The sequence below is a fragment of the Shewanella vaxholmensis genome (assembly GCF_031932135.1).
Lineage (GTDB): Bacteria > Pseudomonadota > Gammaproteobacteria > Enterobacterales > Shewanellaceae > Shewanella > Shewanella hafniensis.
In genome coordinates this window covers 237,810-262,625 of sequence record NZ_JAUOEV010000002.1, presented here as the reverse complement: position 1 = coordinate 262,625, position 24,816 = coordinate 237,810, and the positions used below count along the sequence as shown (strand labels likewise).

23 protein-coding genes are annotated in these 24,816 nt (G+C 46.1%); 11 read left to right on the top strand and 12 right to left on the bottom strand.

Annotated elements, in window-relative coordinates; translation table 11 throughout:
• Positions 1 to 133 precede the first annotated feature (133 nt).
• The 3 genes from ahpC to Q4Q46_RS03180 form a co-directional block, all read right to left on the bottom strand.
• A complete protein-coding gene (gene ahpC, locus Q4Q46_RS03190; protein WP_311905203.1) occupies positions 134 to 703 on the bottom strand; it encodes an alkyl hydroperoxide reductase subunit C in 570 nt (189 codons plus the stop codon).
• 387 nt (positions 704 to 1,090) lie between these two features.
• The gene (locus Q4Q46_RS03185) at positions 1,091 to 2,623 is read right to left on the bottom strand and encodes a leucyl aminopeptidase (protein ID WP_311905202.1); all 1,533 of its coding nucleotides are present in this window, start codon (positions 2,621 to 2,623) and stop codon (positions 1,091 to 1,093) included.
• An 89-nt stretch (positions 2,624 to 2,712) separates the two neighbouring features.
• The gene (locus Q4Q46_RS03180; RefSeq protein WP_107950309.1) at positions 2,713 to 3,456 is read right to left on the bottom strand and encodes a spermidine synthase; all 744 of its coding nucleotides are present in this window, start codon (positions 3,454 to 3,456) and stop codon (positions 2,713 to 2,715) included.
• Between the two features lie 106 nt (positions 3,457 to 3,562).
• Here Q4Q46_RS03180 and Q4Q46_RS03175 point away from each other — a divergent pair, with 106 nt between their 5' ends.
• Both Q4Q46_RS03175 and Q4Q46_RS03170 read left to right on the top strand, forming a co-directional pair.
• On the top strand, positions 3,563 to 4,108 hold the full coding sequence (locus tag Q4Q46_RS03175) for a mechanosensitive ion channel family protein (protein ID WP_006080363.1): 546 nt from the start codon (positions 3,563 to 3,565) through the stop codon (positions 4,106 to 4,108).
• A 233-nt stretch (positions 4,109 to 4,341) separates the two neighbouring features.
• Complete coding sequence (locus tag Q4Q46_RS03170) at positions 4,342 to 4,890, top strand: DUF3332 domain-containing protein (protein ID WP_311905201.1); 549 nt, start codon at positions 4,342 to 4,344, stop codon at positions 4,888 to 4,890.
• 113 nt (positions 4,891 to 5,003) lie between these two features.
• On the opposite strand, the gene Q4Q46_RS03165 is transcribed toward Q4Q46_RS03170, so the two are convergent.
• The 3 genes from Q4Q46_RS03165 to Q4Q46_RS03155 all read right to left on the bottom strand — a co-directional run bounded on the left by Q4Q46_RS03165 (position 5,004) and on the right by Q4Q46_RS03155 (position 9,292).
• Positions 5,004 to 5,786, bottom strand: a complete 783-nt coding sequence (locus tag Q4Q46_RS03165) for a PepSY domain-containing protein (protein ID WP_311905200.1) — start codon at positions 5,784 to 5,786, stop codon at positions 5,004 to 5,006.
• Complete coding sequence (locus Q4Q46_RS03160; RefSeq protein ID WP_311905253.1) at positions 5,783 to 6,448, bottom strand: peptidase; 666 nt, start codon at positions 6,446 to 6,448, stop codon at positions 5,783 to 5,785. The genes Q4Q46_RS03165 and Q4Q46_RS03160 overlap by 4 nt, the downstream gene beginning before the upstream one ends.
• 129 nt (positions 6,449 to 6,577) lie before the next feature.
• Positions 6,578 to 9,292, bottom strand: a complete 2,715-nt coding sequence (locus tag Q4Q46_RS03155; protein WP_311905199.1) for a TonB-dependent receptor — start codon at positions 9,290 to 9,292, stop codon at positions 6,578 to 6,580.
• Positions 9,293 to 9,534: 242 nt separating this feature from the next.
• Between Q4Q46_RS03155 and Q4Q46_RS03150 the strand changes: the two genes are divergently transcribed.
• Entirely contained in the window at positions 9,535 to 9,939 is a 405-nt protein-coding gene (locus Q4Q46_RS03150) for a DUF1801 domain-containing protein (protein WP_107948946.1), read from the top strand.
• A gap of 328 nt (positions 9,940 to 10,267) precedes the next feature.
• Here the strand turns inward: Q4Q46_RS03150 and Q4Q46_RS03145 are convergent, their stop codons facing one another.
• The 3 genes from Q4Q46_RS03145 to fccA all read right to left on the bottom strand — a co-directional run bounded on the left by Q4Q46_RS03145 (position 10,268) and on the right by fccA (position 14,121).
• Complete coding sequence (locus Q4Q46_RS03145; RefSeq protein WP_311905198.1) at positions 10,268 to 11,005, bottom strand: dienelactone hydrolase family protein; 738 nt, start codon at positions 11,003 to 11,005, stop codon at positions 10,268 to 10,270.
• Between the two features lie 69 nt (positions 11,006 to 11,074).
• Positions 11,075 to 12,064 carry a 2-hydroxyacid dehydrogenase gene (locus Q4Q46_RS03140; RefSeq protein ID WP_259483104.1) on the bottom strand — a complete coding sequence of 330 codons (990 nt, stop codon included), beginning with the start codon at positions 12,062 to 12,064 and terminating at the stop codon, positions 11,075 to 11,077.
• A 266-nt stretch (positions 12,065 to 12,330) separates the two neighbouring features.
• Positions 12,331 to 14,121 (bottom strand): fumarate reductase flavoprotein subunit FccA, encoded by a 1,791-nt coding sequence (fccA, locus tag Q4Q46_RS03135; RefSeq protein WP_107948940.1) that lies wholly within the window; start codon positions 14,119 to 14,121, stop codon positions 12,331 to 12,333.
• Positions 14,122 to 14,619: 498 nt separating this feature from the next.
• Here fccA and Q4Q46_RS03130 point away from each other — a divergent pair, with 498 nt between their 5' ends.
• From Q4Q46_RS03130 to Q4Q46_RS03120, 3 genes are read left to right on the top strand one after another with little or no spacing between them, the layout of a single operon-like run.
• On the top strand, positions 14,620 to 15,030 hold the full coding sequence (locus Q4Q46_RS03130) for a hypothetical protein (RefSeq protein WP_006080374.1): 411 nt from the start codon (positions 14,620 to 14,622) through the stop codon (positions 15,028 to 15,030).
• A 5-nt stretch (positions 15,031 to 15,035) separates the two neighbouring features.
• Positions 15,036 to 15,581, top strand: coding sequence for a class I SAM-dependent methyltransferase (locus Q4Q46_RS03125; protein ID WP_311905197.1), 546 nt, complete (start codon positions 15,036 to 15,038; stop codon positions 15,579 to 15,581).
• 31 nt (positions 15,582 to 15,612) lie between these two features.
• A complete protein-coding gene (locus tag Q4Q46_RS03120; RefSeq protein ID WP_311905196.1) occupies positions 15,613 to 15,903 on the top strand; it encodes a hypothetical protein in 291 nt (96 codons plus the stop codon).
• A gap of 82 nt (positions 15,904 to 15,985) precedes the next feature.
• Here Q4Q46_RS03120 and Q4Q46_RS03115 read toward each other — a convergent pair whose 3' ends face one another.
• The 3 genes from Q4Q46_RS03115 to ohr form a co-directional block, all read right to left on the bottom strand.
• Entirely contained in the window at positions 15,986 to 16,171 is a 186-nt protein-coding gene (locus tag Q4Q46_RS03115) for a cytoplasmic protein (protein WP_106651481.1), read from the bottom strand.
• A 122-nt stretch (positions 16,172 to 16,293) separates the two neighbouring features.
• The gene (locus Q4Q46_RS03110; RefSeq protein WP_311905195.1) at positions 16,294 to 17,727 is read right to left on the bottom strand and encodes a cytochrome C biosynthesis protein; all 1,434 of its coding nucleotides are present in this window, start codon (positions 17,725 to 17,727) and stop codon (positions 16,294 to 16,296) included.
• Between the two features lie 274 nt (positions 17,728 to 18,001).
• Positions 18,002 to 18,427, bottom strand: a complete 426-nt coding sequence (ohr, locus tag Q4Q46_RS03105) for an organic hydroperoxide reductase Ohr (protein ID WP_311899791.1) — start codon at positions 18,425 to 18,427, stop codon at positions 18,002 to 18,004.
• 139 nt (positions 18,428 to 18,566) lie between these two features.
• Here ohr and ohrR point away from each other — a divergent pair, with 139 nt between their 5' ends.
• From ohrR to Q4Q46_RS03080, 5 genes are all read left to right on the top strand, one after another.
• On the top strand, positions 18,567 to 19,064 hold the full coding sequence (ohrR, locus tag Q4Q46_RS03100) for a transcriptional regulator OhrR (RefSeq protein WP_311899790.1): 498 nt from the start codon (positions 18,567 to 18,569) through the stop codon (positions 19,062 to 19,064).
• A gap of 133 nt (positions 19,065 to 19,197) precedes the next feature.
• Positions 19,198 to 20,373: a glycerol-3-phosphate dehydrogenase/oxidase gene (locus tag Q4Q46_RS03095; RefSeq protein ID WP_311905194.1), complete on the top strand. Its 1,176-nt coding sequence runs from the start codon at positions 19,198 to 19,200 to the stop codon at positions 20,371 to 20,373.
• Positions 20,374 to 20,482: 109 nt separating this feature from the next.
• Positions 20,483 to 21,655 (top strand): 23S rRNA (uracil(747)-C(5))-methyltransferase RlmC, encoded by a 1,173-nt coding sequence (gene rlmC, locus Q4Q46_RS03090; RefSeq protein WP_311905193.1) that lies wholly within the window; start codon positions 20,483 to 20,485, stop codon positions 21,653 to 21,655.
• Positions 21,656 to 21,855: 200 nt separating this feature from the next.
• Positions 21,856 to 23,004 carry a chromate efflux transporter gene (chrA, locus tag Q4Q46_RS03085; protein ID WP_311905192.1) on the top strand — a complete coding sequence of 383 codons (1,149 nt, stop codon included), beginning with the start codon at positions 21,856 to 21,858 and terminating at the stop codon, positions 23,002 to 23,004.
• A gap of 127 nt (positions 23,005 to 23,131) precedes the next feature.
• The gene (locus Q4Q46_RS03080; protein WP_311905191.1) at positions 23,132 to 24,796 is read left to right on the top strand and encodes a methyl-accepting chemotaxis protein; all 1,665 of its coding nucleotides are present in this window, start codon (positions 23,132 to 23,134) and stop codon (positions 24,794 to 24,796) included.
• The last annotated feature ends 20 nt before the right edge of the window (positions 24,797 to 24,816 follow it).

Here is a 24,816-nt window from a genome sequence, read left to right as displayed (position 1 = left end):
GAAAAAGGGGGCCAGTCTAGGCCCTTGCAGGGGCGGGCTTAATCCTTTGCTGCGTGGCGCTACAACTGTGTTGGCTGTAACGCCAATCAGCTTGGGACGCTAGACTGGCGGGGTTGACGCTTTGCAGGCTAAATTAGATTTTGCCAACGAGGTCTAAAGACGGTGCTAATGTTTCGTCACCTGGTTGCCATTTAGCTGGGCAAACTTCGCCATCGTGAGTAGCAACATATTGAGCTGCTTGAATTTTACGAACTAGCTCTTGAGCGCTACGGCCGATGCCTAAATCGTGAACTTCGCTGACCTTGATTTGGCCTTCTGGGTTAATCACGAAAGTACCACGCAGTGCTAAACCGTCTTCTTCAATCATCACGCCGAAGTTACGGCTGATAGTGCCTGTTGGGTCAGCCAGCATTGGGAAGTTGATCTTCTTGATGGTGTCTGACGTGTCATGCCATGCTTTGTGAGTGAAGTGTGTGTCAGTTGATACTGAGTAAACTTCAACGCCCATACCTTGCAGTTTTTCATAGTGATCAGCCATGTCGCCTAATTCAGTTGGGCAAACAAAGGTAAAATCTGCTGGGTAGAAGAACACAACTGACCATTTACCTAACAGGTCTTGTTCCGTTACTGGAACGAACTCACCATTGTGATAGGCAGTGGCTTTGAATGGTCTGATTGTGCTGTTGATAATTGATTGAGTCATTTTATGCTTCCATTGAGTTGATGATTGCTTAAGTTCATAACAGGACATTTGCTTGCGTCCTGTCGATGTGAAGCATATTACCGATTCGCATTAAATTAAGATAACGGATAAAAACTATTATCCTAATCGATTTAATCGAACTGTAATGCGAGAAGATCAGACCCAATCGTTTTTTCCACGGCAGCTGCGGGTTTGGCGTGATTGGGATTGGGGCTGGATTGTAGGTGATGACTTTTCGGTGAATGGATTGAGCTAAATTTCGGGCATAAAAAAGGGATATCAGTGATATCCCTTTAAGCATAAACTCAGTTAAAACAAAATTTTAGAGAACCTAGAACCTAGAACCTAGAACCTAGAACCTAGAACCTAGAACCTAGAACCTAGAACCTAGTTTTTCTTAGGCTGAGTTAACCAAGTGCTGAGCAAGCGCACGCCGTAACCTGTGGCGCCCGCAGGCACAACGGCGGTATCGGTGGCGGTTAAGGCATTACCCGCGATATCGAGATGCGCCCAAGGCTGTTCGCCCGCAAAGCGTTTTAGGAACATGGCCGCAGAGGAAGCGCCTGCGCTACCTTCTTTACCCGTATTTTTCAGATCCGCGATCGTAGACTTAAGCTCATCATCGTAGGCTTGATCTAAGGGAAGACGCCACACTTTCTCGCCAACTTGTTGTCCCGCATAGGTTAACTGTTGAACCAAGGTCTCAGAGTCGGTAAATAATCCCGCATACACGCTGCCGAGTGCACCGACTTTGGAGCCCGTTAAGGTCGCGACATCGACAATAATAGAAGGTTTATAGTTTTCTCTGGCGTACCAGAGCCCATCGGCCAGCACTAAGCGACCTTCGGCATCGGTATTAAGCACTTCAACGGTGAGCCCTTGGGCTGTTTTAATCACATCCCCTGGGATCATCGCGTGGCCAGAGACCATGTTCTCCGCCATCGGCATAATCGCCACTAGGTTGATTGGCGCCTTTTGCAGTGCCATGGCTTTAACTGTGCCAAGCACAGTGGCTGCGCCCGCCATATCTGACTTCATTCGCGCGATTGAAGTGCCCGTCGCCTTAATGTTGTAACCGCCTGAGTCGAAGGTGATACCTTTACCGACCAGTGCGATTGGCGCGTCTTTGCTGCCCGGCCAATGGGCCACCACTAATTTAGGTGGGCGTTCGCTGCCTTTACCGACTGCTGCTAAGGCGCCAAGTTGTAGGCGTTCAATATCTTTGGCTTCTAATACTGTGACTTTAACGCCGAGGGATTTGAGTTTTCTCGCCTCATTGGCAAAGCTGTCGGGATACATAATGCCCGCGGGCGCATTGGTGAGATCGCGTGCTAAAAACACACCTGCTTCAACCGCTTGCAGATTTTTATGATGTTTCTGGTTGCCACTTAAATCATCAACGGCGATTTGGTAGTTCTTCTCGGTGCGGGTATTCGCCTTGAACTGAGTGTAACGATAGCTGCGCAGTTCAATACCGTGGGCTAGCTCTGAGGCAAATAACGGCGCGGCCGTTAAACCTTGGGTAAGCACACGCACTGTGGCTTGGGGAACCGTATCGAGTTTGGCTGCAACATTGCCACCGATTGTATTAATGTCGCCGGGTGTTAAGGTTTTTGCATCGCCAATACCGACCAATAAAACCCGCTTAGCATCGATTTCGCTGGGTACTAAAATCTCAAGGATTTCACCTTGCTTACCGGAAAAGCTGTTATCAGCCGTCGCAAGGTTTAACTGGTCTTGGGTCGACTGAGGTAAAAAATCGATCCCATAGGTGGTAGCATCAGCGCTTTGGAATAGCACTAATGTATCTGAATTCAGTGAGCTACGAGTGTCAAAACTAAAAATCTCGGCGTTAGCATTGAGAGAGTTAAGGCACGCCAGAGCCATAACGCTTAACATAAATTTGTGCTTATTTTTCATGGTGACAGCTCATATCATGGGAGTGTGAGAAGAATATCAAAGCTCAGCCTTAGGGTTAACTAATTTAAGCTATTTTGCTGATATTAATATTAAATCCAAGGCCCAAAGCGTGTCAGTGATCGCTCAAGGGCAAAATCCAATTGTTGCGACAAAGTTTGAGCCTGACTTTTAAGGGCCGAGGTGCCTAAAAGTTGTGGCGATTGGCTGGCAAATATCACCCAATTACCGCCACCAGTGAGGCAAGCATTCACATGGGCAAAGTGCTGTTGTAAGTCAGCCAACAACTCGCGATTTTGGCTATGTTCTTTCCAGCAGTTCAGCACTAAATAACCGTTGGGTTTGATAAGGTTAGTGCATTGCTCAAGGAATACTGGTGAAAGCTGCCCGGTTTCAACACCTTTGGCTGTGTAGATATCGGCAAAAATTACATCGACTTTTTTATGATCGCCTGCGGCCAAAAAGGCGATGGCATCATCATTGATAAGATTGAGCTTTTTACCTATCGGTAGCTGAAAATAGCGCTTAGCTAACTCAATCACCGCGGGGCGTAATTCCACTGCCGTTAACTTTATTGCCGCGTCGAAATTACGTAGAGAGTGAATAATCGAGCCGCCACCTAAACCTAAAACGATGGCGCTCTTTGGCTTACAAAACAGCAAAACCAACAACATGGCTTGCACATAAGTGTGCTGGGGAATATGGGGCGCAGCCTTGAGGATTTTACTCTGCTCGTCGTTATCCCCAAAGGACAGGATCCGTGAGTCGTCGTAATCGATTACGCGGATTGGGCCTAGTGCGTCTTGGGTTTCATGTAAGAGGGTAGAATCGGCCATATTGGGTTTATTACTCGGTTTCGCTGCTTGGCTCGCTTGCACAGGCTATAACTGCTCGCGCAAAAAAGTTAGAATTCAGACAGTTTTAGTTAATTGAGCCGCTATTATGACAAATCAAATCCTGCTTGCCTGTATTTATCTTGCAGTGTTTCTCTTTTTACAGCGCGCCTTAACCCATTGGGTGAGAAAACTGGCGCAAATGAAGCAAGTGAGTGTGGCGCGGACCAGTTTAGTCACTCGTTTTATCTCTTATGTGATGTTTTTTATTACTCTGTCATTGATGGCGGTCTCGCTCGGGCTGGGCTATCAGGATGTGTCGCTATTTGTGTCATCCGCCTTCGCTGTGATGGGTGTAGCATTAGTGGCTCAGTGGTCGATATTGAGTAACTTAACTGCAGGCGTGCTGATCTTTTTCGTGTTTCCTTATCGTATCGGCGAGCGCATTCGAGTCGTGGATAAGGATGAAGATATTAGCGGTGTGATTATCGAAATCGCGTTATTCCATGTGCTAATCCACCGCGATAACGGCGATACCATTACTTATCCCAATAACTTAATGCTGCAAAAGGCAGTGTTAAAGCTGGCCGATCAAACGCCCTTAGCCGAACGTCAGGCGTTACTCGAAGGCAAGAAGAAGTTTGATCCTGAGTAGTTTGGCTAGCTGCGCAGCGCTACATTGATTATCAAACTGTTGTGAGTGATTGCCGGGGCTCTTAATCCTATTATCTTCTCATTATGTTTGCTTGCTTACTGAGTGTTTACTAACAAATACAGGGGGTTTTATTACATGCCACGCTGTTTTTTTACCTCATACTGTGCTTGAACGCACGGTTTAGTTATTCACTCTGCTTAGACTTCGCCCTTTTGTTTTTAAGGGATAATTCAATGAAATCTAAACTTCTAGCTGTGACTATCGCGGCGGTGTTAACGACTCAATTAACGGCCTGTATGGGGCAAATGGGTTTAAGCCAAATGGTGACTAAGGGAAATTTAAGTGCAGTGGATAACCGTTATGGTCGTGCTGGGCTGTTTATTCTATTGAGCCCGATTTATGGCATTGCGGCTACAGGCGATTTGTTTATCGTGAATACTATCGAGTTTTGGACGGGTAAAAATCCCATTACCGATAAATCTCCTGCCGTGGTAGATATGCCCGTCGATGCTATTTTCAAGCTTAACTCCCATGTAAGTGATGAGCTAAAGTCAGCCCCTGTAAAACTCACACAGGCACAAATTACCTATCCTGATGAACAAACCGTCGTTATGACCTTAGCCTATGAAGACGGCAGCACCCAGTTATTAGCGGGCCGTAAATCCGGTGATGATGTAGATTTCTTTCTTGATGATATTTTTATTGCCCGTGTTAGCAATCAAGAATTAGTTGCCTATAGCGAAAGTCGTTTGCTGGATGCTGAGGTAAACCCTGCAGCATAAGGCGATTAGCTGAAGCCCAATTTGTTATTGGGTATCAAAATTAGCGAATTTATTCCAGCCCCTCAATAGGGGCTTTATTCTCCATAGGCCGATGTAAGACCGTATTTAGCCATTTAACCAATACTAATTCGATAGCGCTTGAGTACCAGATTCTCAACAACCCAATACAGGCCTGATAGGGATAACAATAAGGTCAGTATGCCAAACAGCCAGCTAAAGGGGTTGTTGAAGCTGCCTTGATTGAGGTAATCCATAAAGTGCAATTTAAACATCAAGTCGGCGATGTCTGTGTGGTCATTTTTATGGCCAACTAATTCACCATTAACCGCATTGATGTAAATCCGCGTCGACAGCTCATCATCCATACCTATTTGCCACAGTGAATTGCACTGAGTTGGCCACTCGCTAATGGGGGCTGAGATTTGCTTAACTTGGGTAATCTTGCCTGGCCCTGTGTAACTTTCAAGCGCCAGTTGTTGTGCGCTTTGTTTATCAATGAGTAAGACATTGCCTGTATAAGCATCAATCAAGGTTTGCTGCTGGCACTGGTGTGCATAGCGCTGCACCTTGGCATCGAGTACATATACGGGTTGACCTGCGAGCGCCACTAATGTCAGGCTTTCAACCTGAGTGTGCTTCGCCAGCAAGGGGGCGATATCCACGAGCTTTTGTGTCTCAAACGCTTGCCTTTGCGGCTCAGGATGATGGCTCAGCTGGTACTCCATTCCCTTGAGTTCATCATGGGGCGTTAAATTGAAATAGACCCCAGTAACCAGCCAAAGTAGCAGTTGAATGCTAACTATGGCACCGAGCCAATAGTGGGCGATTTTGACCCAGCGTTTGAAGCGTTTGCTTTGAGGTTTAGGTTTATGTTTAGATTTAAGTTTCGGCATCATCTCAGATACTTCCTTCTGCGTTGCCACAGTAAAACAAAGCCGGCTAACACAGCCACAATAGAGATTAGAGCCGTGGTCAGCAGCAGAAGATTGTCGATGGCTTCACCTTCGTCGTAATCCATAATGTGCCATTTCCAAAAGAGATCGAATAAACGCCAATAGTCATGTCTACGCGTGACTAACTCTCCCGTTGTCGCTGATAGGTAAAGGCTTGTAGCTGCGCTATCGTTAAAATCCATTCTCCAAACGGGCAAGTATCGCGGCGCTAATTCCGCAGGGGCGATATCGGTGTACAGGGTTGCACTAATAAGCTTAGCCTCGACGGCTAAAGACCCGTGATGCTGATAGTTTGAAGCTATCATTCGGGCTTGTTTCTCCGTTATTGAAGGCAATAACTCACCCGAATCTGCGTTCACGAGAATGGACTTATCGCTCAGTTTAATCCGGTAGTATAGGGTATCAGTGACTGAGGTTAACGCGATTGCTTGAGCCTTAGGGAAACGTTCATAAACCGCTGCCATTGGGTAATGGATCTGGCTGGGATCGATATGCTTTATGTCTTGCACTTTAATATGATCGCCACGGATAAACCCAAGATCCATTAAGACAAAATAGCTGCCGGTGACTGACCAGATCCCAATCGGCAGTACCAGCAATAGCATCAACCATCGGTGCAGAAAGTGTGCCGATGAGACTCGTTTAAGTGTGTTAACCCGCTTCAAATTGATGACTCACCTTTTATTTAATTTAGCCAGCTTGCTTAAGGGGATTGCCCCCTTAAGCCCAAAGCATTACAGAACCCATTTCATCCCGACATAGTAACGACGTCCCATTAGGTCGTACGTCATAGTGTTGGTATTACCGTCGGTATAGCTTTGATGATATGGCGCTTGCTTGTCGAACAGATTATCGATACCTGCTGTGAAAGCAATATTGTTGTCCATTTGATAATGAACCTGTGCGTTATGGTAAGTGAGCGCATCAACTGAGTCACCTATCTCTGCGGCATTGGCATATTGATCATCCGCCGCGCCAATATACTGAATGTTGTAGCTAAAGCGCCAATTGTCATTAGTGACATCAAAATAGAGGTTTGAGCGCCATTTGGTGTAGCTACCATCATAACCTATGGTGCCTGCTCGAGACTCAACGGGGGCGCCGGCGTAGGTTTGCAGATCGTATTGATCTAAATAGCTCAGCTCCCAAGTCGTATTTGTCACAACGTTGCCCATCTCTTTCTGGTAAAACATCGCCATATCAACACCTGAAACCACTTCGTTGGCGGCGTTGCCCAGTTGTGTTTGTAAATAGGTGATGTTGCCTGTCATTGCGTCTCGCACAAAATGTTCGTCGCTACAGAAAGGATGTGTCATCCCTTTGCTGTCGTAACAGGCGGCTAATTTGCTCGAACCATTGACTGAGTTAATGGCGTTATCAATCTCAATTTTGTAGTAATCGAGCGTGATATTGAGCCCTTCAATAAACCCCAGATCCCAAACAATACCCGCAGTAAAGGTATTGGCTTCTTCTGGTTCAAGTTCAGCATTGCCACCACGGTCGGTTAATATTGTGCCTTCTTGCTTATAATTCGTTGGCACGTTTGATGCCATACAATTAGCGTATCGATTCGAGCTAGGGTCGAGCTTAACCCACTCGCTACAAGGATCTGTGGTATTCATGGAGCCTTGATCTATGCCGCCAAACAACTCAGGAATATTCGGTACTCTGAATGCCGTAGATTGCGTGGCCCGCAGCGTCACTGCGTCATTGACGACCCACAGCAGCCCCATTTTATAATTGGTATCACCACCAAAGGTATCAAAATAGGAATATCGCAACGCCGCAGTTAATTCGACCGACTTGGCAAAGGGCAGGCCGCTTAAAATAGGTAACAAGGTTTCAAGATAGATTTCGTCGGCAGTATAACGACCATCAATCGGATCTTGCTGGGCAGTGTTTGCTTCACCACTGATTTTAAGTGGGTCAGGATTATTCCATCCTTTCTCGTTTCTGTGTTCTAGTCCTGCGGCAAAACTCATCATGCCCGCGGGTAACTGCCATAGATCGCCTGTGATATTCGTTGTGAGACTAAACTGCTCATTACCGCCGCTATCACGCATATTAAACAGGAAATAGTCCAGCATTTCAGGTGTGAGTGAGCCTGCTCCCCAAAAGTTTGCGCAAGGGACATTAGGATCAATATTACAACTGCTATAGTCTGTCGCCTCGGCAAGACGAGCCTTATTAATGACATTGGTTACTTCATAGGAACCACGGTTACTGCCGAAGTTAACCGCAGTATCCCATTGCCAACCGTTGTCTAAATCCCCTCTAAAACCTGTCACTAAGCGCCAAGTATCCGCTTGAATATTAAATTGTCGGGGCGCTTCTGCCAGTCTACGACTCTGGAGTAGAAAGTCTGCATCGGTCGGGTTTGACTCATGCCAAGCAGGAATGACTATTCCAGACACCGATTGCGGGGTAGCGGGTAATTGTGAGCTACGGTGAGTGTACATAGCTTCAGCAAACACTTGGCTGCTCGCCGTTAAGTCATATTCACCGTAGGCAAACAGATTGACTCGCTCGTTAGGTTGAACCGCATTAAAATACTGATAAGTATTATCTTTATGGCTACTTGTGTATGGGGCGCTTCCCGTTGGCAACAGCATTAACGGATCGCCGATTGGATTACCATTGGTATCAATGAAATGGCCTCTGCCTCCCGGCAGCGCCGAGCTACCGCCACACACTAGCTCACCATTAACCTCCTCAAGCGGACAAGGTGCGCGACTCAGCATATCGACGGCTTGGGTTTTATCGTAACTCATCGCCACATATGCACTGCCACGCTCACCTATATGACCGATGGCAAGGTCGAGCTTGTACTGTTCACCATCATTTTGCTCGGTTATGCCCGTTCGTGCTTGAAACTCAACCCCTTCGATTTGTTGCCGAGTGATAATATTGACCACGCCTGCAACCGCGTCGGCACCATAAATGGCGGATGCGCCATCTTTTAAGACCTCGATTCGTTCAACCACGCTAATGGGAATAGTATTAAGATCAACGGAGGAGTTTGCCCCTGTGCCACTGTTCAGCATACGTCGACCATTGAGCAGTACGAGTGTGCGATTCACCCCTAATCCGCGCAGGTTAACTTGGGTTGAACCATAGCCACCTTCAGTCCAATAGGCATTCGTTTGATTACCCGCAAACCCCGCAGAGGCTGTCATTCTTTGCAGTAATATCTCAACTGAGGTGGCACCGGTTTTCTCGATATCTTGCGCGGTAAAAACGGTCATAGGCGCGGTGGAGGCCATCTCTTCCCTTTGAATTCGGCTCCCTGTAATGGCAATTCTTTCGATGGTAGTGGGAGTCGATACTTGAGGTTTAATTGCAGATGCTGGAAACATTGCTTCAGTTTCGGCTTCGGCTGCTATCCCTGAAAACGTGGCCATGCTGGCTAGGGATATCGCCATTGAAGTCATTACTGCGGAGCGGGTCATAATAAGCCTATGAAAGGTCTGTTTAAATAATGGTATGTTTTATAAAGGATTAAGCGGGTATCTCAATAAAAACTCAACGACCTGCGACACTGTGTCACACCCCTAATGCGCAGTTTATAATAAAGTGCTGATATAATCGCCGCTCACTAAAGGTTTGGAAGTTCAACCATGTGGGCCCGCAGCCTGGTTTTTTGTTTTACAGATATGATGATTCGGCATGGTGTAAATGGGAGGATAAGAGCATGCAAGCGCAAGTGCAGAACAAGTTTGAACGCTATCCTGAGCATATAACACCCTTGCTATTACGGATCCGAACCTTGATTTTTACAATTGCCGCAGCGCAGGATTTAGGCGCGGTGGAAGAGAGTTTAAAATGGGGCGAGCCGAGTTATTCAGTTAAAAATGGCAGTACAGTAAGATTTGACTGGAAGCCAAAATATCCCGAACAATACTACCTATTCTTTAATTGTAAAACCAAGCTGGTTGATACATTTCGAGAGCTACATTCCCATGCGCTGCAGTTTGAAGGGAATCGAGCCATAGTGTTAAGTATCCATGATCCCTTGCCAATAACCGCAATTTCTCAATGTATTGAATTATCGTTGAAATACAAAAGTATCAAACATCTACCTTTGTTAGGTGCGTAAACCGACTGGGAACCAACTTGACAGAAGCTGTAGCACCTAAATCTTAGTTAAGGTGCTACCTGTTTGCGGTAACGAAGCAGACTTATTTTTTGTCGATTGATTTGACAAAAAATTGCAGTCTTGGATAGTTAAATCCAGCGTTACCTTTGATTGAAAAATATAACAACACAGCACAAATCGCGAAATATATCCCAATATCAATGGCTGAAAGCATCGCAGAATTGATTTGTTGGCCAGTCGCAAGCAACAGGCTTACACTGAGTATTCCAGCTAGTCATCTAAAAATACGCTCTCTCATATTCACTTCCTTGTTGTTTATTTAACTCTTCTATCGCAACACTCGCTGAAAAAATGCCGTCGCTTGTAAGTACATTTGCAGTGCGAGTGCAGGATCGTATCTATCGCCTTCATCACGCATAAAGGCGTGTTGAGCGTTGACTTCAAGCCAAGTGAAATTACGGTTCAGCGCCATTAATTGCTGGTGGATTAACACTCGGCCTTCCGCCGATACATGGGGATCTTGCTTACCAAACACTAACACTAATTCCCCTTGAATATCACCGCTGCGGCTCAGAGAGTCATTGCCGTAGGCGCAGGGCAGGGTGTTGGAGTGAATGTCGGTTGGATAGAGGCAAAATGCACCTAAAATAGCGGGGTTGAGTGCGGCGCGGTAGGCCAAGTGGCCGCCGATACACACGCCCATACTGCCCACTTTGCCATTGCAGTAAGCTTGTTGATGGGCAAAGTCGACTAATGCTTGGGTGTCGCTGTCGTGGTGTTCTAAAGGTTTAGCAAACTTATCGGCGTTGCCTTTGTCTTTACCCGGTTCATCGTAGGCGAGCACTGTGCCTAAAGGATTGAGTTCATGGAATACTTCCGGCACAAATACCACAAAACCGTGGCCAGCAAGAATTGTTGCAGCGCGTGCAATAGGTGCCGTTTGCTGAAAAATTTCGGAATAAAAGATGATGCTTGGGAATTGCCCCTGTGCTTCTGGGCGGTAGATATAAGTGCGCATTAGCCCTGAAGGCGTGGAGATATCCTGAGTTTCCTGAGTGACTAGCATATTGAGGTTCTCTCTGTGAGGCTTCAAACGTTGAAGCCTCACTGTAGCAGTCAGGATTTTATCTGTCAGTTAAAACAATTCGTTACCTGAGAGTTCCCCTGCACATAACGCTTTTACGTTGTTCAAGGTTGTTTGGGCGATGGCGCCTAAGGCTTCTTCAGTGAGGAAGGCTTGGTGGCCAGTAAAGATCACGTTATGGCAGGCAGATAATCGACGGAATACATCGTCTTGAATGATCTCATTCGATTTATCTTCAAAGAATAAGCCCTTCTCGTTTTCATACACATCGAGACCGAGTGAACCGATTTGGCCGAGTTTTAAGGCTTCCATCGCATCGAAGGCATTGAGTAAGCCACCGCGACTGGTGTTGATCACCATGACACCGGGTTTCATCTTGGCGAAGCTGGCTTGGTTGAGCAAATGGCGGTTATCGGCCGTGAGCGGGCAATGCAAACTGATGATATCGCTGTTGGCATAAATCGCATCGAGATCTTGATATTCAACATCTAGCGCAACAACCGCTGGATTGATAAAGGGATCGTAGGCGATGACTTTACAGCCAAAACCGAGCAAGACTTTAATGGTGGCTACGCCGATTTTACCTGTACCAATCACGCCGACGGTTTTGCCGAACATGTTAAAACCGACTAAACCTTCGAGGGAGAAATTGGCATCGCGGGTGCGTTGGTAAGCTTTGTGGATTTTTCGATTCAGTGTCAACATCAGTGCGACTGTATGTTCGGCCACGGATTCAGGAGAATAAGCTGGTACGTTAACGACTTGCATGCCTAAGCGTTTAGCGGCGACTAAGTCGACATTGTTAAAACCTGCGCAGCGCATGGCGATGATTTTCGTACCGCCATTGGCGAGTTCAACGAGGACTTCTTCGCAGAGTGAATCGTTAACGAAGGCGCAGACGATTTCAAACCCTTCAGCAAGTTTCACCGTTTGCATGCAGAGGCGATAATCGAAATACTCAATTTGTGCACCAAACGCGGCATTTGTGCGGTTAAAATGCTGCATGTCGTAATGTTTTGCGCTAAAGAATCCAATTCTCATTTCAGTCACCTAACGGATTGTGATGTAGTTATCAGCCAAAGAGTGTAAGTGAGTTAGGGCTTTTTGTCCTTAGCCTTAGAAAATTGACTATTAAAAGAGTGAGCTTTGTCATCAATTAGCTAAAACGCTTGATAAAAAAAGCGAGCCCTGATGGCTCGCTTATGGATTGACTAGCAGTGCTTGAGTTATTCAAGCTAGGGCTCTCATATTTAAAACCGTGCTTTGAGAGCCAAGGGTTAGTCCGTTAACCCTTATACGGTTTGTGACTAGTGATCTTTAGCGAATTTAGCCGCTTCAGCACCGGCGATACGGCCGTAGGTCACAATGTCAGATACTGCGTTACCGCCAAGGCGGTTAGCACCGTGAACCCCGCCAGTCACTTCACCGGCAGCATATAAGCCTTGGATTGGTTTACCGGTTTTTTCGCTCTTCACTTCGGCTTTAGTATCAATCACAACACCACCCATAGTGTGGTGAACAGCAGGTGCGATTTCTAATGCGTAGAAAGGCGCTACTGCTAATTCGCGTGGTAGGTTTGGACGTTCAAATTGCGCATCTTTACCTGATTTCACGAAGCCGTTGTATGCCGTGATGGTTTTCGCCAGTTCAGCGGCAGGCACATCGATTTGTTTTGCTAACTCTTCGACGGTTTTGCCTTCTTTAACAATGTTCAGATGCACATATCCTTCAATCGCTTTTAAGCTCTTACGGATTGAGTCATCGAATACCAAATAAGCGCTTTCGCCTTTTTGTTGCAGGATCGCGGCAGACGCTTTATCACGGGTAGTGATTTCGTTCATAAAGCGGTTACCTTCACGGTTAACCACGATAGCACCGTTGCCACGTACCGCTTCGGTGATCATTACACCACCCGCTGGTGAGTATGTTGGGTGAGCTTGAATGAACTCTAAATCGCGAGTAGCTGCGCCTGCTTGCAGTGCCACGTCTAAGCCGTCACCGGTTGCACCTGGGTGGTTAGTGGCTTTAAAGCCTTTTAACTTAGGATCGTACTTAGCAACGCGGTCGTTGTTTTTCGCAAAACCACCGGCAGCAATAACCACAGCATCGGCTTTAATAATGTAATAACCAGTGTATTCGCCTTTAACGAGTACGCCAGTCACATTGCCTTTCGCATCTTCAAGAATACGGACAACACGGCTGTTTAAGCGGATGTCAGTACCACGTTTTACTGCGTTGTCCCACAGTACTTGCGCTACGTGTGCACCTACGCCAGCACCACCGGTTGGGCGGTGACTACGGTTAACACTTGCACCACCCATACGGCCCACGTCAGTCATGTCGGCACCCATAGAGGTTAACCAATCGATAGAGTCAGATGAGTTATTTGCAAGCACTTTCACTAATTCAGGATCGTTAATGTTACGGCCACCTTTCATGGTGTCGTCGATCATGATTTGTTTCTTATCTTCAATACCTAACTTAGTTTGCGCCTTCGTTTCGGCAGCGTTCATACCGCCAGCGGCCAACTTAGTGTTACCACCTGGGACAGGTTCTTTTTCGAGCAGGATTACTTTTGCGCCAGCATCACGGGCTGATACTGCAGCAGCAAGGCCTGCACCACCTGAACCGATAACAACCACATCAGTGGTTTCTTTTACGCCAGCAGCAATGGCTTTATCCTGTGCCGCTTTGTCTGCATCAACAGGAACAAACTTACGTTCCCATTTACCGCCGTAAGGCATATCGAAGCCGAAGCTGTGGCAAGCATCGCAATAAGTGACTGATTTCTCATGGCCTTTATGGCAGCTTGTACAAGCAATTTCGCCAATCAAGTGAGATTTATGGGGTGAGACTTTGTCTTTAGGTGCGGCGGCGGCCAGTTCTTTTAAATCGCCGTGGCAGCTAACGCATTGGGCATTTTCATGGCTAAGGTTGTCATCGCTGACGCCACCTTTGTCTGAGACGTGGCAGCTGTCGCAACTGCCCATTTCACCGTGAAAATCGGCTAGCACTTCTGGTGCAGCATAGGCAGTTCCTGCCATTGCGCCAGAGATCAGCATGGCTAGTGCTGTTTTTTGAATCTTTCTTGTGAACATGGTAGTTCCTCCGCCGTACATTCATCTACTTAATAAGGGTTATTCATCGTGGCGTGATATTTATTTTTTACGTCATTCACGCACTGTTAGAGCATTCTCCATTTGCAAATTTATCACTATCTAAAGAGGTATATATGTGTTCAGGTCACATAACCTTTGTTACAACGGAAATAACATATTTAAAATGTGCAATAGTGCGGAAAATATGAATCAAGTTGAAGCTAATCACTGATTGAATGCGGTATAACTTGCGCGAGTTAACATGTTGAATGGATTGGATTTAACTTTATGAAATAAAAGTGGTATTGATTGTGGGTTTTGCGAGGTATTTTATCTATTTGTATTTTATAGATATTATAATGTGACTTTGCATATTAATAATTTCAATTATTTATTTTTGAGTATTCTATAAATAATGTTATTTATCCAGCCTTTATTGTATGGAATTATGTTGTTAGTTTAACTAAATGTTACGTAGTTGATTCTTAAGGGGATGTAATGCAGAAACAAGGCATATCAGAAAAACGTTTTTGGATTCAACGTTTGAGTAAAACCAGTTTAAGGGCATTGCATATTTTAGGAATAGTCGGTGTTGGCGGTGGCATTTTATTAAGTGTAGATAAAACGCAATGGCTGAATTATTGGTATCTCGCCATGACGACGGGCAGCATATTAATGTTGTGGGAAATTGTGCGTGATTGGCGTTGGTTAATTCAGCTTAAGGGTGTGTTAACCTTAGTAAAAGTAGGCTTACTTGGTCTGTTTGTACCCTTGGCTAATTTCAAGCCTGAGCTGTTAATCGTGATACTCTTTTTGTCCGTGATTGTGTCCCATGGTCCTGCTGGACTGAGGCATTATTCTATTGTGCATCGTCGGCAAATCGACTCGAAAAAAGAAATTAAGGGCTAATGCTAATGTCTGTAATCCATGCGCCAATCGTGACACCCGCAGCCTTAATCACTGAGTTTGCTTGGCCTGTTTCTCGCTTCGATGGACTTAAAGTGCTCGATCTTGCCTGCGGCTCTGGGCGTAATGGCTTGTGGTTTCTAGCGCAAGGGGCTGAGGTGACGTTTATCGACAGGGACTTGTCTGCCATGTCGCACATTGAGCATGTGAACGCCCACAAATATCAATGGGATTTAGAAGCCGAGGCTGCGCCATCGCTACCGATTGAAGAGTACGACATTGTCTTAGTGTTCAATTATCTGCATCGGCCATTATTGCCGCAAATTGCCAAGGCGGTTAAGGCTACAGGCCTTATCGTCTATGAAACCTTTACCACACAACAGGCTGAGAGTGGGCGGCCGCGTAACCCCAATTTCTTGCTGACTGAAAATGAACTCAAATCAGCATTTGCTAACTGGCAACCTTTACATTACTTTGAAGGTCGATTATGTGATCCGCAATCCACTCAAAGCAGTTATAAAGCACAGTTGATTGCACGAAAACCTAAAACGTAAGTTTATCGATTGAGACTCAAGAGGTTGTAGGATGTTTCCCTATCCAGAGCAATATCGCATTGCAACACCGCCGCTTACGACCGCTGTCATGGTGGCTTGGGCTTTATTCAGTCATAGCCTGTTTTCCGATGCCAGCCCTGTCGCTCTGTATCCGCTGTTAGTTTTGTTCCCTTTGGTGATTGGATTGCACTTGTATTTGATTTGGTTAGCAAAAGGAATGGGGCGACTCGATCAGTTTTTCTATGCCTTAGTGCATATCCCGCTGGCGTTCGTGGTGTGGACATTTACGATTATGCATGTGAATGGCAACGCTTTTTCTTAAATTCGCCTGACGTTTCCGTTACAGAAAATAAAAAGCGCCTTGATAATCAGAGGCGCTTTTTTAAATGCTGTATTGCTAACAATTAGGCCGTAGTGTTGATGTTGTGGCCTGCGTTACCTACTGGTTTTGGCGCCGCAGCTGCAATTAAATCTACCGCTATTTGACCTTCGGCTTTTTGCTGCTCTTTGGCTAACTGAGCAACCTTAACGCCAATTGCACCATTTTCTAGATTAGGTGCGATAGCTTGGGTATTCAGTGAAATTGACATAACTAACCTCGATTGTAAGCTGGATCCCTTTATCGGCAAACCCAAGGTTAACTTTAGCCGTTAGCCATGAATTTGCCAATCATCCATTATTTTGTTAATTATTTAGTCGATTGTTTCGTCAATTACTTGGCCTTAGCCGAAAACAGTTTGCGGCCGATAATAATAATGGCTGTGATCCCCAATGAGCCTAAGATCAGCCCCAGTGCCAGCGCCACATTTTGAAGTGCGGTAGGGTCGATAACCAGCGCGATACCCATACCCAACATCATCACCCCTGACATGAGTTTTAGGGCTTGGCCTTCTTTTTCAGTCAGTTTACGTTTACCTAAGGTCGCGCTGAAGACGATAACGATAATCGCCAGCGGGATAACATACACAATGTTATATAAAACCAGATACATATAGCGTTCAATGTCTGGCAGATTGTGCATAGAAAGCACGCTGGTGTAGATCATCGGGAAGCCCGCGGTGCAGAGCAGTTCATAGGCGTTGGCGAGGACTGCTAGTACGGTAGAGCCAATAAGTAAGGCGCCTAAGCTACTCGAATTTGACAGTTTCCCCATGCGCTTTATCAAACTCGTCCGATTTTCCGCCGACATCGACAGCGTCACTTCCCCCTTAGTAAAGAAGTAATCTTTGATGTTGATGACTCCAGCGATTAAGGCTAAACAACCCGCCGCTAAGATGATCATGCCGCCATCACTGCCTGCGCCCAACAGCTGGAAGATGTTCAGCCATGCGGTCATAAATAGGAAATAGATAAAGCCAGAGAAGAACACGAAAATCCCGCCGACGAGCAACATGCGGCTGCGACTCTTGGCATTAACCATGATCGACAATAAAAACAGTAAAACGAAGAAGGCGCAGGGGTTAAAGGCATCCACGCCTGCGAGCACTAAGGTGAGCAGCGGCAAAGACATTGTCTCGGGAGTCACTACGCCTACTAAAGGTAATTCAACGGGTTGAACTTCTGGCTCTGCAACGGACTCCTTTAAGTTGGTGGCATCACAGGTGCCTTCGCCAGTATCTGTGCCACAAGTGCCAAAGAGCGGCGCATTAGTTTCTGTACTCGCGCTCGTACTGATAACGCCTTTGGTGGGCATGTCCGCTTCGCTGAGTTGACCGCCAAGGGATAAATAACAATTCTTCAGTCGATTAACGAGAAACTCGCCCGTGACCGCTTCGCTCGAATAGCCCACCACGGCCTTTTCACAACTGGCCATATAGGGTACAGAACGTGCTTCTGTATTAGTTTTTGCGGCGATATTTTGCCAAATATCCTGCACACCTGGTGCGGACACCATATGAGATTCAAGTTCTATCCAAGGGTATTTTTGCGGCAATGAATCGATGAAAGGATGGGCCTCTGCACAGTGTGGGCAAGTTTTAGACCAGAAGAAATACAGCTTAATTTTGAGCTCACCCTGACCATTTATATAATGCCACGTTCGATCCGCTGAGCTTGCTGGTGTTGTCTCGGCCCAGCTAGGGATTGAAAAGGCAAAGAGGAATAATAGCGAGCAAAACAGAGATAATTTCGATAGATATTTTGTCATAGCGCCTCCCACTGAGAGTGGGTTTAAGTATCGTCAAACGGTTCGATTAGCTCTTACTCTACTTAAATCAATCATTTTGATTAAATTAGATATTAAGAAGTGTTAGTTAACTCGCGAATAACCATTTTTTGGGAACTGAAACCAGTTTATCTCCCTGTTAAATGGTGTGATGCACATTCACTCTCAGCTTGAGTCGTTAATGGCTAATAAGAATAGAGCACCCGAGGGTGCTCTATTTCTGACGTTATCAACAAGTGTCTATGATGGATTATGGTTAGCCTAACGCAACACCATTTACGCTGAGTTTCACGTCGATATTATTGCGAGTGGCGTTAGAGTAAGGACAAACTTGATGCGCATGACGCACTAGGGCTTCTGCGGCTTCTTGCGGTAAATCTAAGCTGACTTCTAAAGCAACCGCTAATGCAAAACCGCCAGCATCATTGGCACCTATGCCGACAATCGCACTGACTGGCGCTTGTGTAATATCCACTTTGCCGATTTTAGCGACATGCAGAATGGCGTTTGAGAAACAGGCGGCATAACCTGCGGCAAACAGTTGTTCAGGATTCGTGGCGAGACCGCTACCGCCCATGGCTTTTGGATAGGCTAAAGCGACATCCAGTAAACCATCATCAGTGCTGACTTGACCTTGACGACCCGCTTTTGCTGTGGCACGTGTTTCATAAAGTGTTTTCATAGTATTAGACCTTCTGAGGTTAAGGATTAAGTAAATCGATTTAAATTGTGCGCAATTCAATTGTGATAAACTATAATTCGATCTTTGGTGTGAATGCAAGTATATTGTGCGCAATATATTTAATTTGTCGGATCTTCCTATGGCAACAACTCAACCCAACACCCGTGTTAATACTGTCGATATGGCCGAAAATACCAGCACAGAGAATGCCTTATGTCTTGAGAATCAAGTGTGCTTCTCTCTTTATAGTGCTGCAAATGCTATGGTGCGTGCCTATCGCCCTTTGTTGGACAAATTAGATCTAACCTATCCGCAGTACTTGGTCATGCTAGTGCTATGGGAAGAGCAGGGCATTAGTGTCAAAACCTTAGGCGATAAACTTTTCCTCGATTCAGGCACGTTAACGCCATTGCTGAAGCGGCTAGAATCTAAAGGATTAGTGACTCGTGGTCGTAGCGAACAGGATGAGCGTGTGAGAGTGCTCGCCTTAACGCCAGCAGGGCTTGCCCTTAAAGCGCAGGCCAGTGAAATTCCCCATTTAATGCGTTGCAAAGTCGGCGGTGAGGCGAGCGAGTTACAAGCCTTAAAGGCCATGTGTGATCAAGCACTTAAACAATTACATGCCAGTATTGATTAAACTCTTATCGTCGAGATTTGATCTAAGACTAACTTATTGACATATTAACGCTTATTAGCTGTTCGACTGAGCTTGATTGAATGTTTGAGGCTCAGTAGGTCGGTCGTCTATGGAAGGTTAGCGAGAGTGAGTTATGGCCAGTTTCGATATAGCCATTATTGGCGGTGGGATCAGCGGTGTCGGCATTGCCCAATATGCGGCAGCGGCGGGCTATTCCACCTTGCTGATTGAAAAGGGGGAAATTGGCGGCCAAACCTCGGCTAATTCCAGCAAACTTATCCACGGCGGCTTGCGTTATTTAGAAACCGGGCAAATCAATTTAGTCCGCAAGTCCTTGCTTGAACGGCGCCATTTACTCAATCTTGCGCCCACTCTGGTTAAAGCTGTGCCTTTTTATATTCCCGTGTACGACAACAGTCAGCGCAGTCCTTGGACCATTCGCGCAGGCTTAAGCATGTATGCACTGCTGAGTGAATTTGATCCTTTAGGCCAATTTGTGTCAGTGCCTGCCGTGCATTGGCATCGTTTCAAGGGATTAAAACTCTCTGGATTAAAAGCCGTATTTCAGTACTGGGATGCGCAGACCGACGATAAATTGCTCACTCAAGCGGTGGCGCGCAGCGCGCAGGCACTGGGCGCTGAAGTGTATGCCGAGGCTGAATTTCTTGAGTTGGAACACAAGCGCGAGACCTGTGAGCTGAGTTTTAGCCACAGGGGCGAAATCCATAAAGCCGAGGCGAAGCTTGTGATTAATGCTGCAGGTCCTTGGGTAAATGCTGTTTTAAGCAAAGTCTTGCCCCCACTTGCGGGTGTTGAACTCGATTGGGTACAAGGTGCTCATGTGTTGCTGAATATTCCCGCGCCCGATGGCATCTTGTACTTAGAGTCATGCTTCGATAAACGGGTAATTTTTGTGATGCCTTGGTACGGACAAACCTTAGTCGGTACCACAGAAACTGAATTAACTTCTTTAGATAAGCCGCCCGAGGCGACCGAATCTGAAATTAATTATCTGCTTGGTATTTATAAGCATTACTTCCCGCTAACGCCGGAGATTGATGAGCTCAAGGCGCTAATAACCAAAACTTTCTGCGGTATTCGGGTTTTACCTAAGCAAAATAGCCAAGCCTTTGAGCGACCGCGGGATACCTTGATGAAAACATCAATTTCCCATCCGCGAATACTCAGTTTATACGGCGGTAAGTTAACGACGTTTCGCAGTACCTCGGCAGAAGTACTTGAATGGATTGAAAAGGCCCTCGGTAAGCGGCAGTCTATTGCTGATGTTGATAAACTCACCCTATCTTGAGTGCGCCGTGAATTATGCACTTGATGCTGATTTGAATATGCTTCAAGGTGATTTTTACCTGTAAAACCGCTACAGTGTGGCGCTTTTTTACTGATATCTAGGATCTGCCGTGAGTGCTGCTATTGTAAATTCCATCAAGCAATGTGGTTATTTTAACCAAGGTTTGTGTCTTTCTTGCCGGCATATACAACAGCCTATGGTGCAGCAAGTGGCGGTTAAGACTCAAACTTTACAGCAACTACTTGCGCCTTTTATCCCAGCTAATTTACCCGATATTTTTCAGCCGCCGGTAATTGGCGAGGACAGCGGCTTTCGTAATAAAGCTAAAATGGTAGCCTTAGGCGCCGCCCATGCGCCTGTGCTGGGGATTATGAGCCCAAGTGGCGAGGCGGTAGATCTTTGTGACTGCCTTTTATATCCATCTGATATGCAAGATTTATTACATCGCTTAACACGCTTTGTGCAGCAGGCTGGACTTCCTCCTTATCGGGTAGATAGAGCCAAGGGTGAACTTAAATTTATTCTGCTGACCCGCAGTCAAGTGCGTGGTGAATATCTACTGCGGTTTGTACTGCGGTCCACCAATAGTATCGAACGTATCGAACGTGAATTACCTGCATTACTAGCGGAATATCCGCAAATAAAAGTGGTGTCAGTCAATATCCAACCGGTTCATATGGCAATACTTGAGGGTGATGAAGAGATTTTTTTAACTGAGAATACTAGGCTTGAAGAACGTTTTAATCATGTGCCTTTGTTCATTCGGCCTAAAAGCTTTTTCCAAACCAATCCACACGTTGCGGCTCAGTTATATCAAACCGCCCGTGAATGGGTTGCCGAGTTTTCACCTCATTCGTTATGGGATCTCTTCTGTGGTGTAGGCGGTTTCGGACTGCACTGCGCATCCAATGACATTACCCTCACAGGGATTGAAATTGAAGCTGAAGCGATTGCCTGCGCGCAAATGTCAGCGCAGATGATGGGGCTCGAAAACGTGCAATTTATGGCGCTCGATTCCACCGACTTTGCTAAGGGTAAAAGCGCTGCCGATAAGCCGGATTTGATCATAGTTAATCCGCCGAGGCGCGGTATTGGCGAGGCTTTATGCCAGTCATTAAGCGAGTTTGCCCCTAAGGCCATTCTCTATTCAAGCTGTAATCCGCAAACCTTAGCGAAAGATCTCGAACATATTCAAGGCTATCACTTAACCAAAGTGCAGCTATTTGATTTATTCCCCCACACGGATCACTTCGAAGTACTAGTCATGTTGGTGAAGGATTAATTTTTTAGCTCATCAATTTATCACTAAGCATTTGTACTTATTCGTTTTACGATTCTTGAAATCCGCTCAAACTATCTTAAGGACTCTGCTGTGTGGAGCCCTTGTTATGCTTTTATCTGCGTTGCACGCGTGAAACTTCATCATAATGTCTTTTTAGTGGCATAATCTTCAGCACTTTATGCATTGATGGGCGGCGATTTATGCTACAGATTTTCCTACGCTTTTTTACCTTGGGCTTGATGAGTTTTGGCGGGCCTGCGGCGCACATTGGTTATTTTCGCCAGACCTTCGTAAATGAACTCGGTTGGCTCGATGATAAGCGTTACGCCAGTCTGGTTGCCTTAAGCCAATTTATGCCGGGGCCAGGGTCGAGCCAAGTGGGCTTTGCCATTGGTTATCAAAGAGGCGGGCTTGTTGGCGCGCTTGCAGCTTTTGCCGGTTTTACACTACCTTCCTTTATTTTGATGTACTTACTGGCGGTAACAACGTCGGCATGGCTCGCGAATCATTATGTTCAAGGGATGATTTATGGGCTTAAATTAATGGCCGTCGTTGTGGTTGCCGATGCCGTTCTTGCCATGTTTAAGCAGTTCTGCCAACGCAAATCCGCCCGTTTGTTAATGCTCATCAGTGCTGCGGCGATTTTGATTGCGCCATTTATGTGGACGCAAATCCTCCTGTTACTCGGCGCTGCGACTATCGGTATTTATAAATTGAGTGCGACGCAAGATGACACTGCGCCGCTTGCACCGATCCGCTTGAATTATCTGTATTTACTGCTCTTTTTTGTGTTACTCATCGGCAGTTTTTTTATGGTGGATTTCGGACCTGAGGCTTGGATCTTCAGCGAGTTTTACCGCGTAGGGAGTTTAGTGTTCGGTGGCGGTCATGTTGTACTACCTCTGCTAGAAACAGCAGTGGGCGATACCATAGGCGGCGATCGTTTTCTGACGGGTTATGCCTTTGCCCAAGCTGTGCCTGGGCCTATGTTCACATTCGCGACCTTTTTAGGCGCCGAAGTCATGCTAGATAAGCCCTTTATGGGGGCTTGCATCGCGACTGCTGCCATTTTTTTACCCGGATTTCTCCTTATGCTGGTGGGCCTGAAGAGTTGGCATGCGATTGCGGCAAGACCGAAAATTGCTGGTGCGATTGCTGGCGTCAATGCCTGCGTTGTTGGCTTACTCGCGGCCGCGCTTTATCAACCTGTTTTTTCTCAGGCGGTATTCTCGGGCAAAGATATGGCCTTGGTATTGCTCGGTTTTGGTGCATTAAAGTTATTTAAACCACCCATGCTGGTGCTGGTTTTAGGCTTTAGCTTGTGTGGGATCTTGCTAAATCTGCTGTGAACTGAGGGGCGATTAATTGAAGTTTTATTGAGCAAGATTAAGATTTTGTTACTTTAAGCGCATAGAGAAATAACAATGTTAGCTATACTCCAAAGATACAAGTTGTATTCCTTTGGAGCATTCAAGCATGTCTAAGTTGAGTTTACGCAATAAATTACTATTGCTATCGCTGTTCCCTTTGATCCTCGCATTACTCATATTGATGTCGGTTTCCTATTATGTCGAACAAGATGCACTTGCCGCTGAAGTGGTCACTTTTAAAACTAAGCTCGTCGATGAGCGTAAACAACAAATTAAAGAAGCCACCGAAATTGCCGCAGGCATAGTGAATTATCAATTATCGTTAAAAGAACAAGGGAATGTGAATCAAGCGCTAAGAGACATACGTTTTGGCAGTGCGGGTTACTTCTTCATGTATGACTCTCAAGGGAAAAATATTTTTCATGCCCTACTTCCTAGCTTAGAAGGGCAAAATAAAATAGATATGACAGATCCCCGAGGCACTAAAATTATTGTCGGTCTGCTCGATGCAGCTAAACGTGGTGATGGTAGTTTTTCCTACTACTATCAAAAACCTAATACCAATGAGCAGATTGAGAAGATCAGCTACGCCATGATGATCCCTGGTACTGACTGGATGTTAGGTACTGGGGCATATATCGATGATATTGAAGCTGTTGTTGAAGATTATCGCGAGACAGTGACTGAGCAAATGGCAGAAAAATCCTTCGCGATTTTGCTGATAGCGCTTTTCCTTACGGGTATTACTGGCTTTATCATTATGATTGCCGCCCACCGTATGGTCGTGCCAATCAAGAATATGGCCGATAACTTAAATGATATTGCTAAGGGCGAAGGGGACTTAACCAAGCGACTCGCCGTAAAAGGGGAGGACGAAATCGCTCAACTTGGGCGCTCCTTTAACCTCTTTGTCGATAAACTTCAGCATATTATCGGCGATGTTGCGACAGCGACGGCAAAAGTAAAAACGGCAGCCAATGCGATTCATGATCAAACTAAAGTCATGTCGAGCCAGTTGGTGAGTCATAACAATGAAACCGATCAGGTGGTGACTGCAATCACTGAGATGTCCTCCACTGCGAACGAAGTGGCTAAGAATACCACTCAAGTAGCCGAAGCGACTCACGCTGCTACTGGTGATGTGGCGAATGCACAGCGCTGTGTTGATGCTTCACTTGAAGAAATTGCCTCTTTAATGTCGCAAATCAATAATGCGGCGGGCAGTATCAAATCACTCAGCGAGCAATCCCAGAAAATCAACAGCGTACTGTCAGTGATTGGTGGTATTGCCGAGCAGACCAACCTGTTGGCATTAAACGCCGCCATCGAAGCGGCCCGTGCCGGTGAACAGGGCCGAGGTTTTGCTGTGGTCGCCGATGAGGTGCGTAACTTAGCCAGCCGCACTCAAGCCAGTACGTTAGAAATCAATGAGATGTTATCGGCATTACATAAGCTAGTGACCCAAGCCGTGAAAGCGATGGAAGAGAGTCAACAAAGCTGCGTGCGTTCGGTGGATTCTTCTCGCACGATTTCCGACAGTCTGGGTTCAGTGACTTCGGCTGTGACTGCGATTAACGACATGAGTACCCAAATCGCGGCCGCGGCGACAGAGCAAAGCTCAGTAACCGAAGAAATTAACCGTAACGTGTATGCCATCCAAGAGATTGTGAATGAGCTACTTCATTCCAGCGAAGATGCGGCTAGGATCAGTATGACAGTCTCGGAAGAAGGCATTAACTTGGGCAAGTTAGTGGGCCAGTTTAAGATTTAGTGGGACAGTTTAGGATTTAA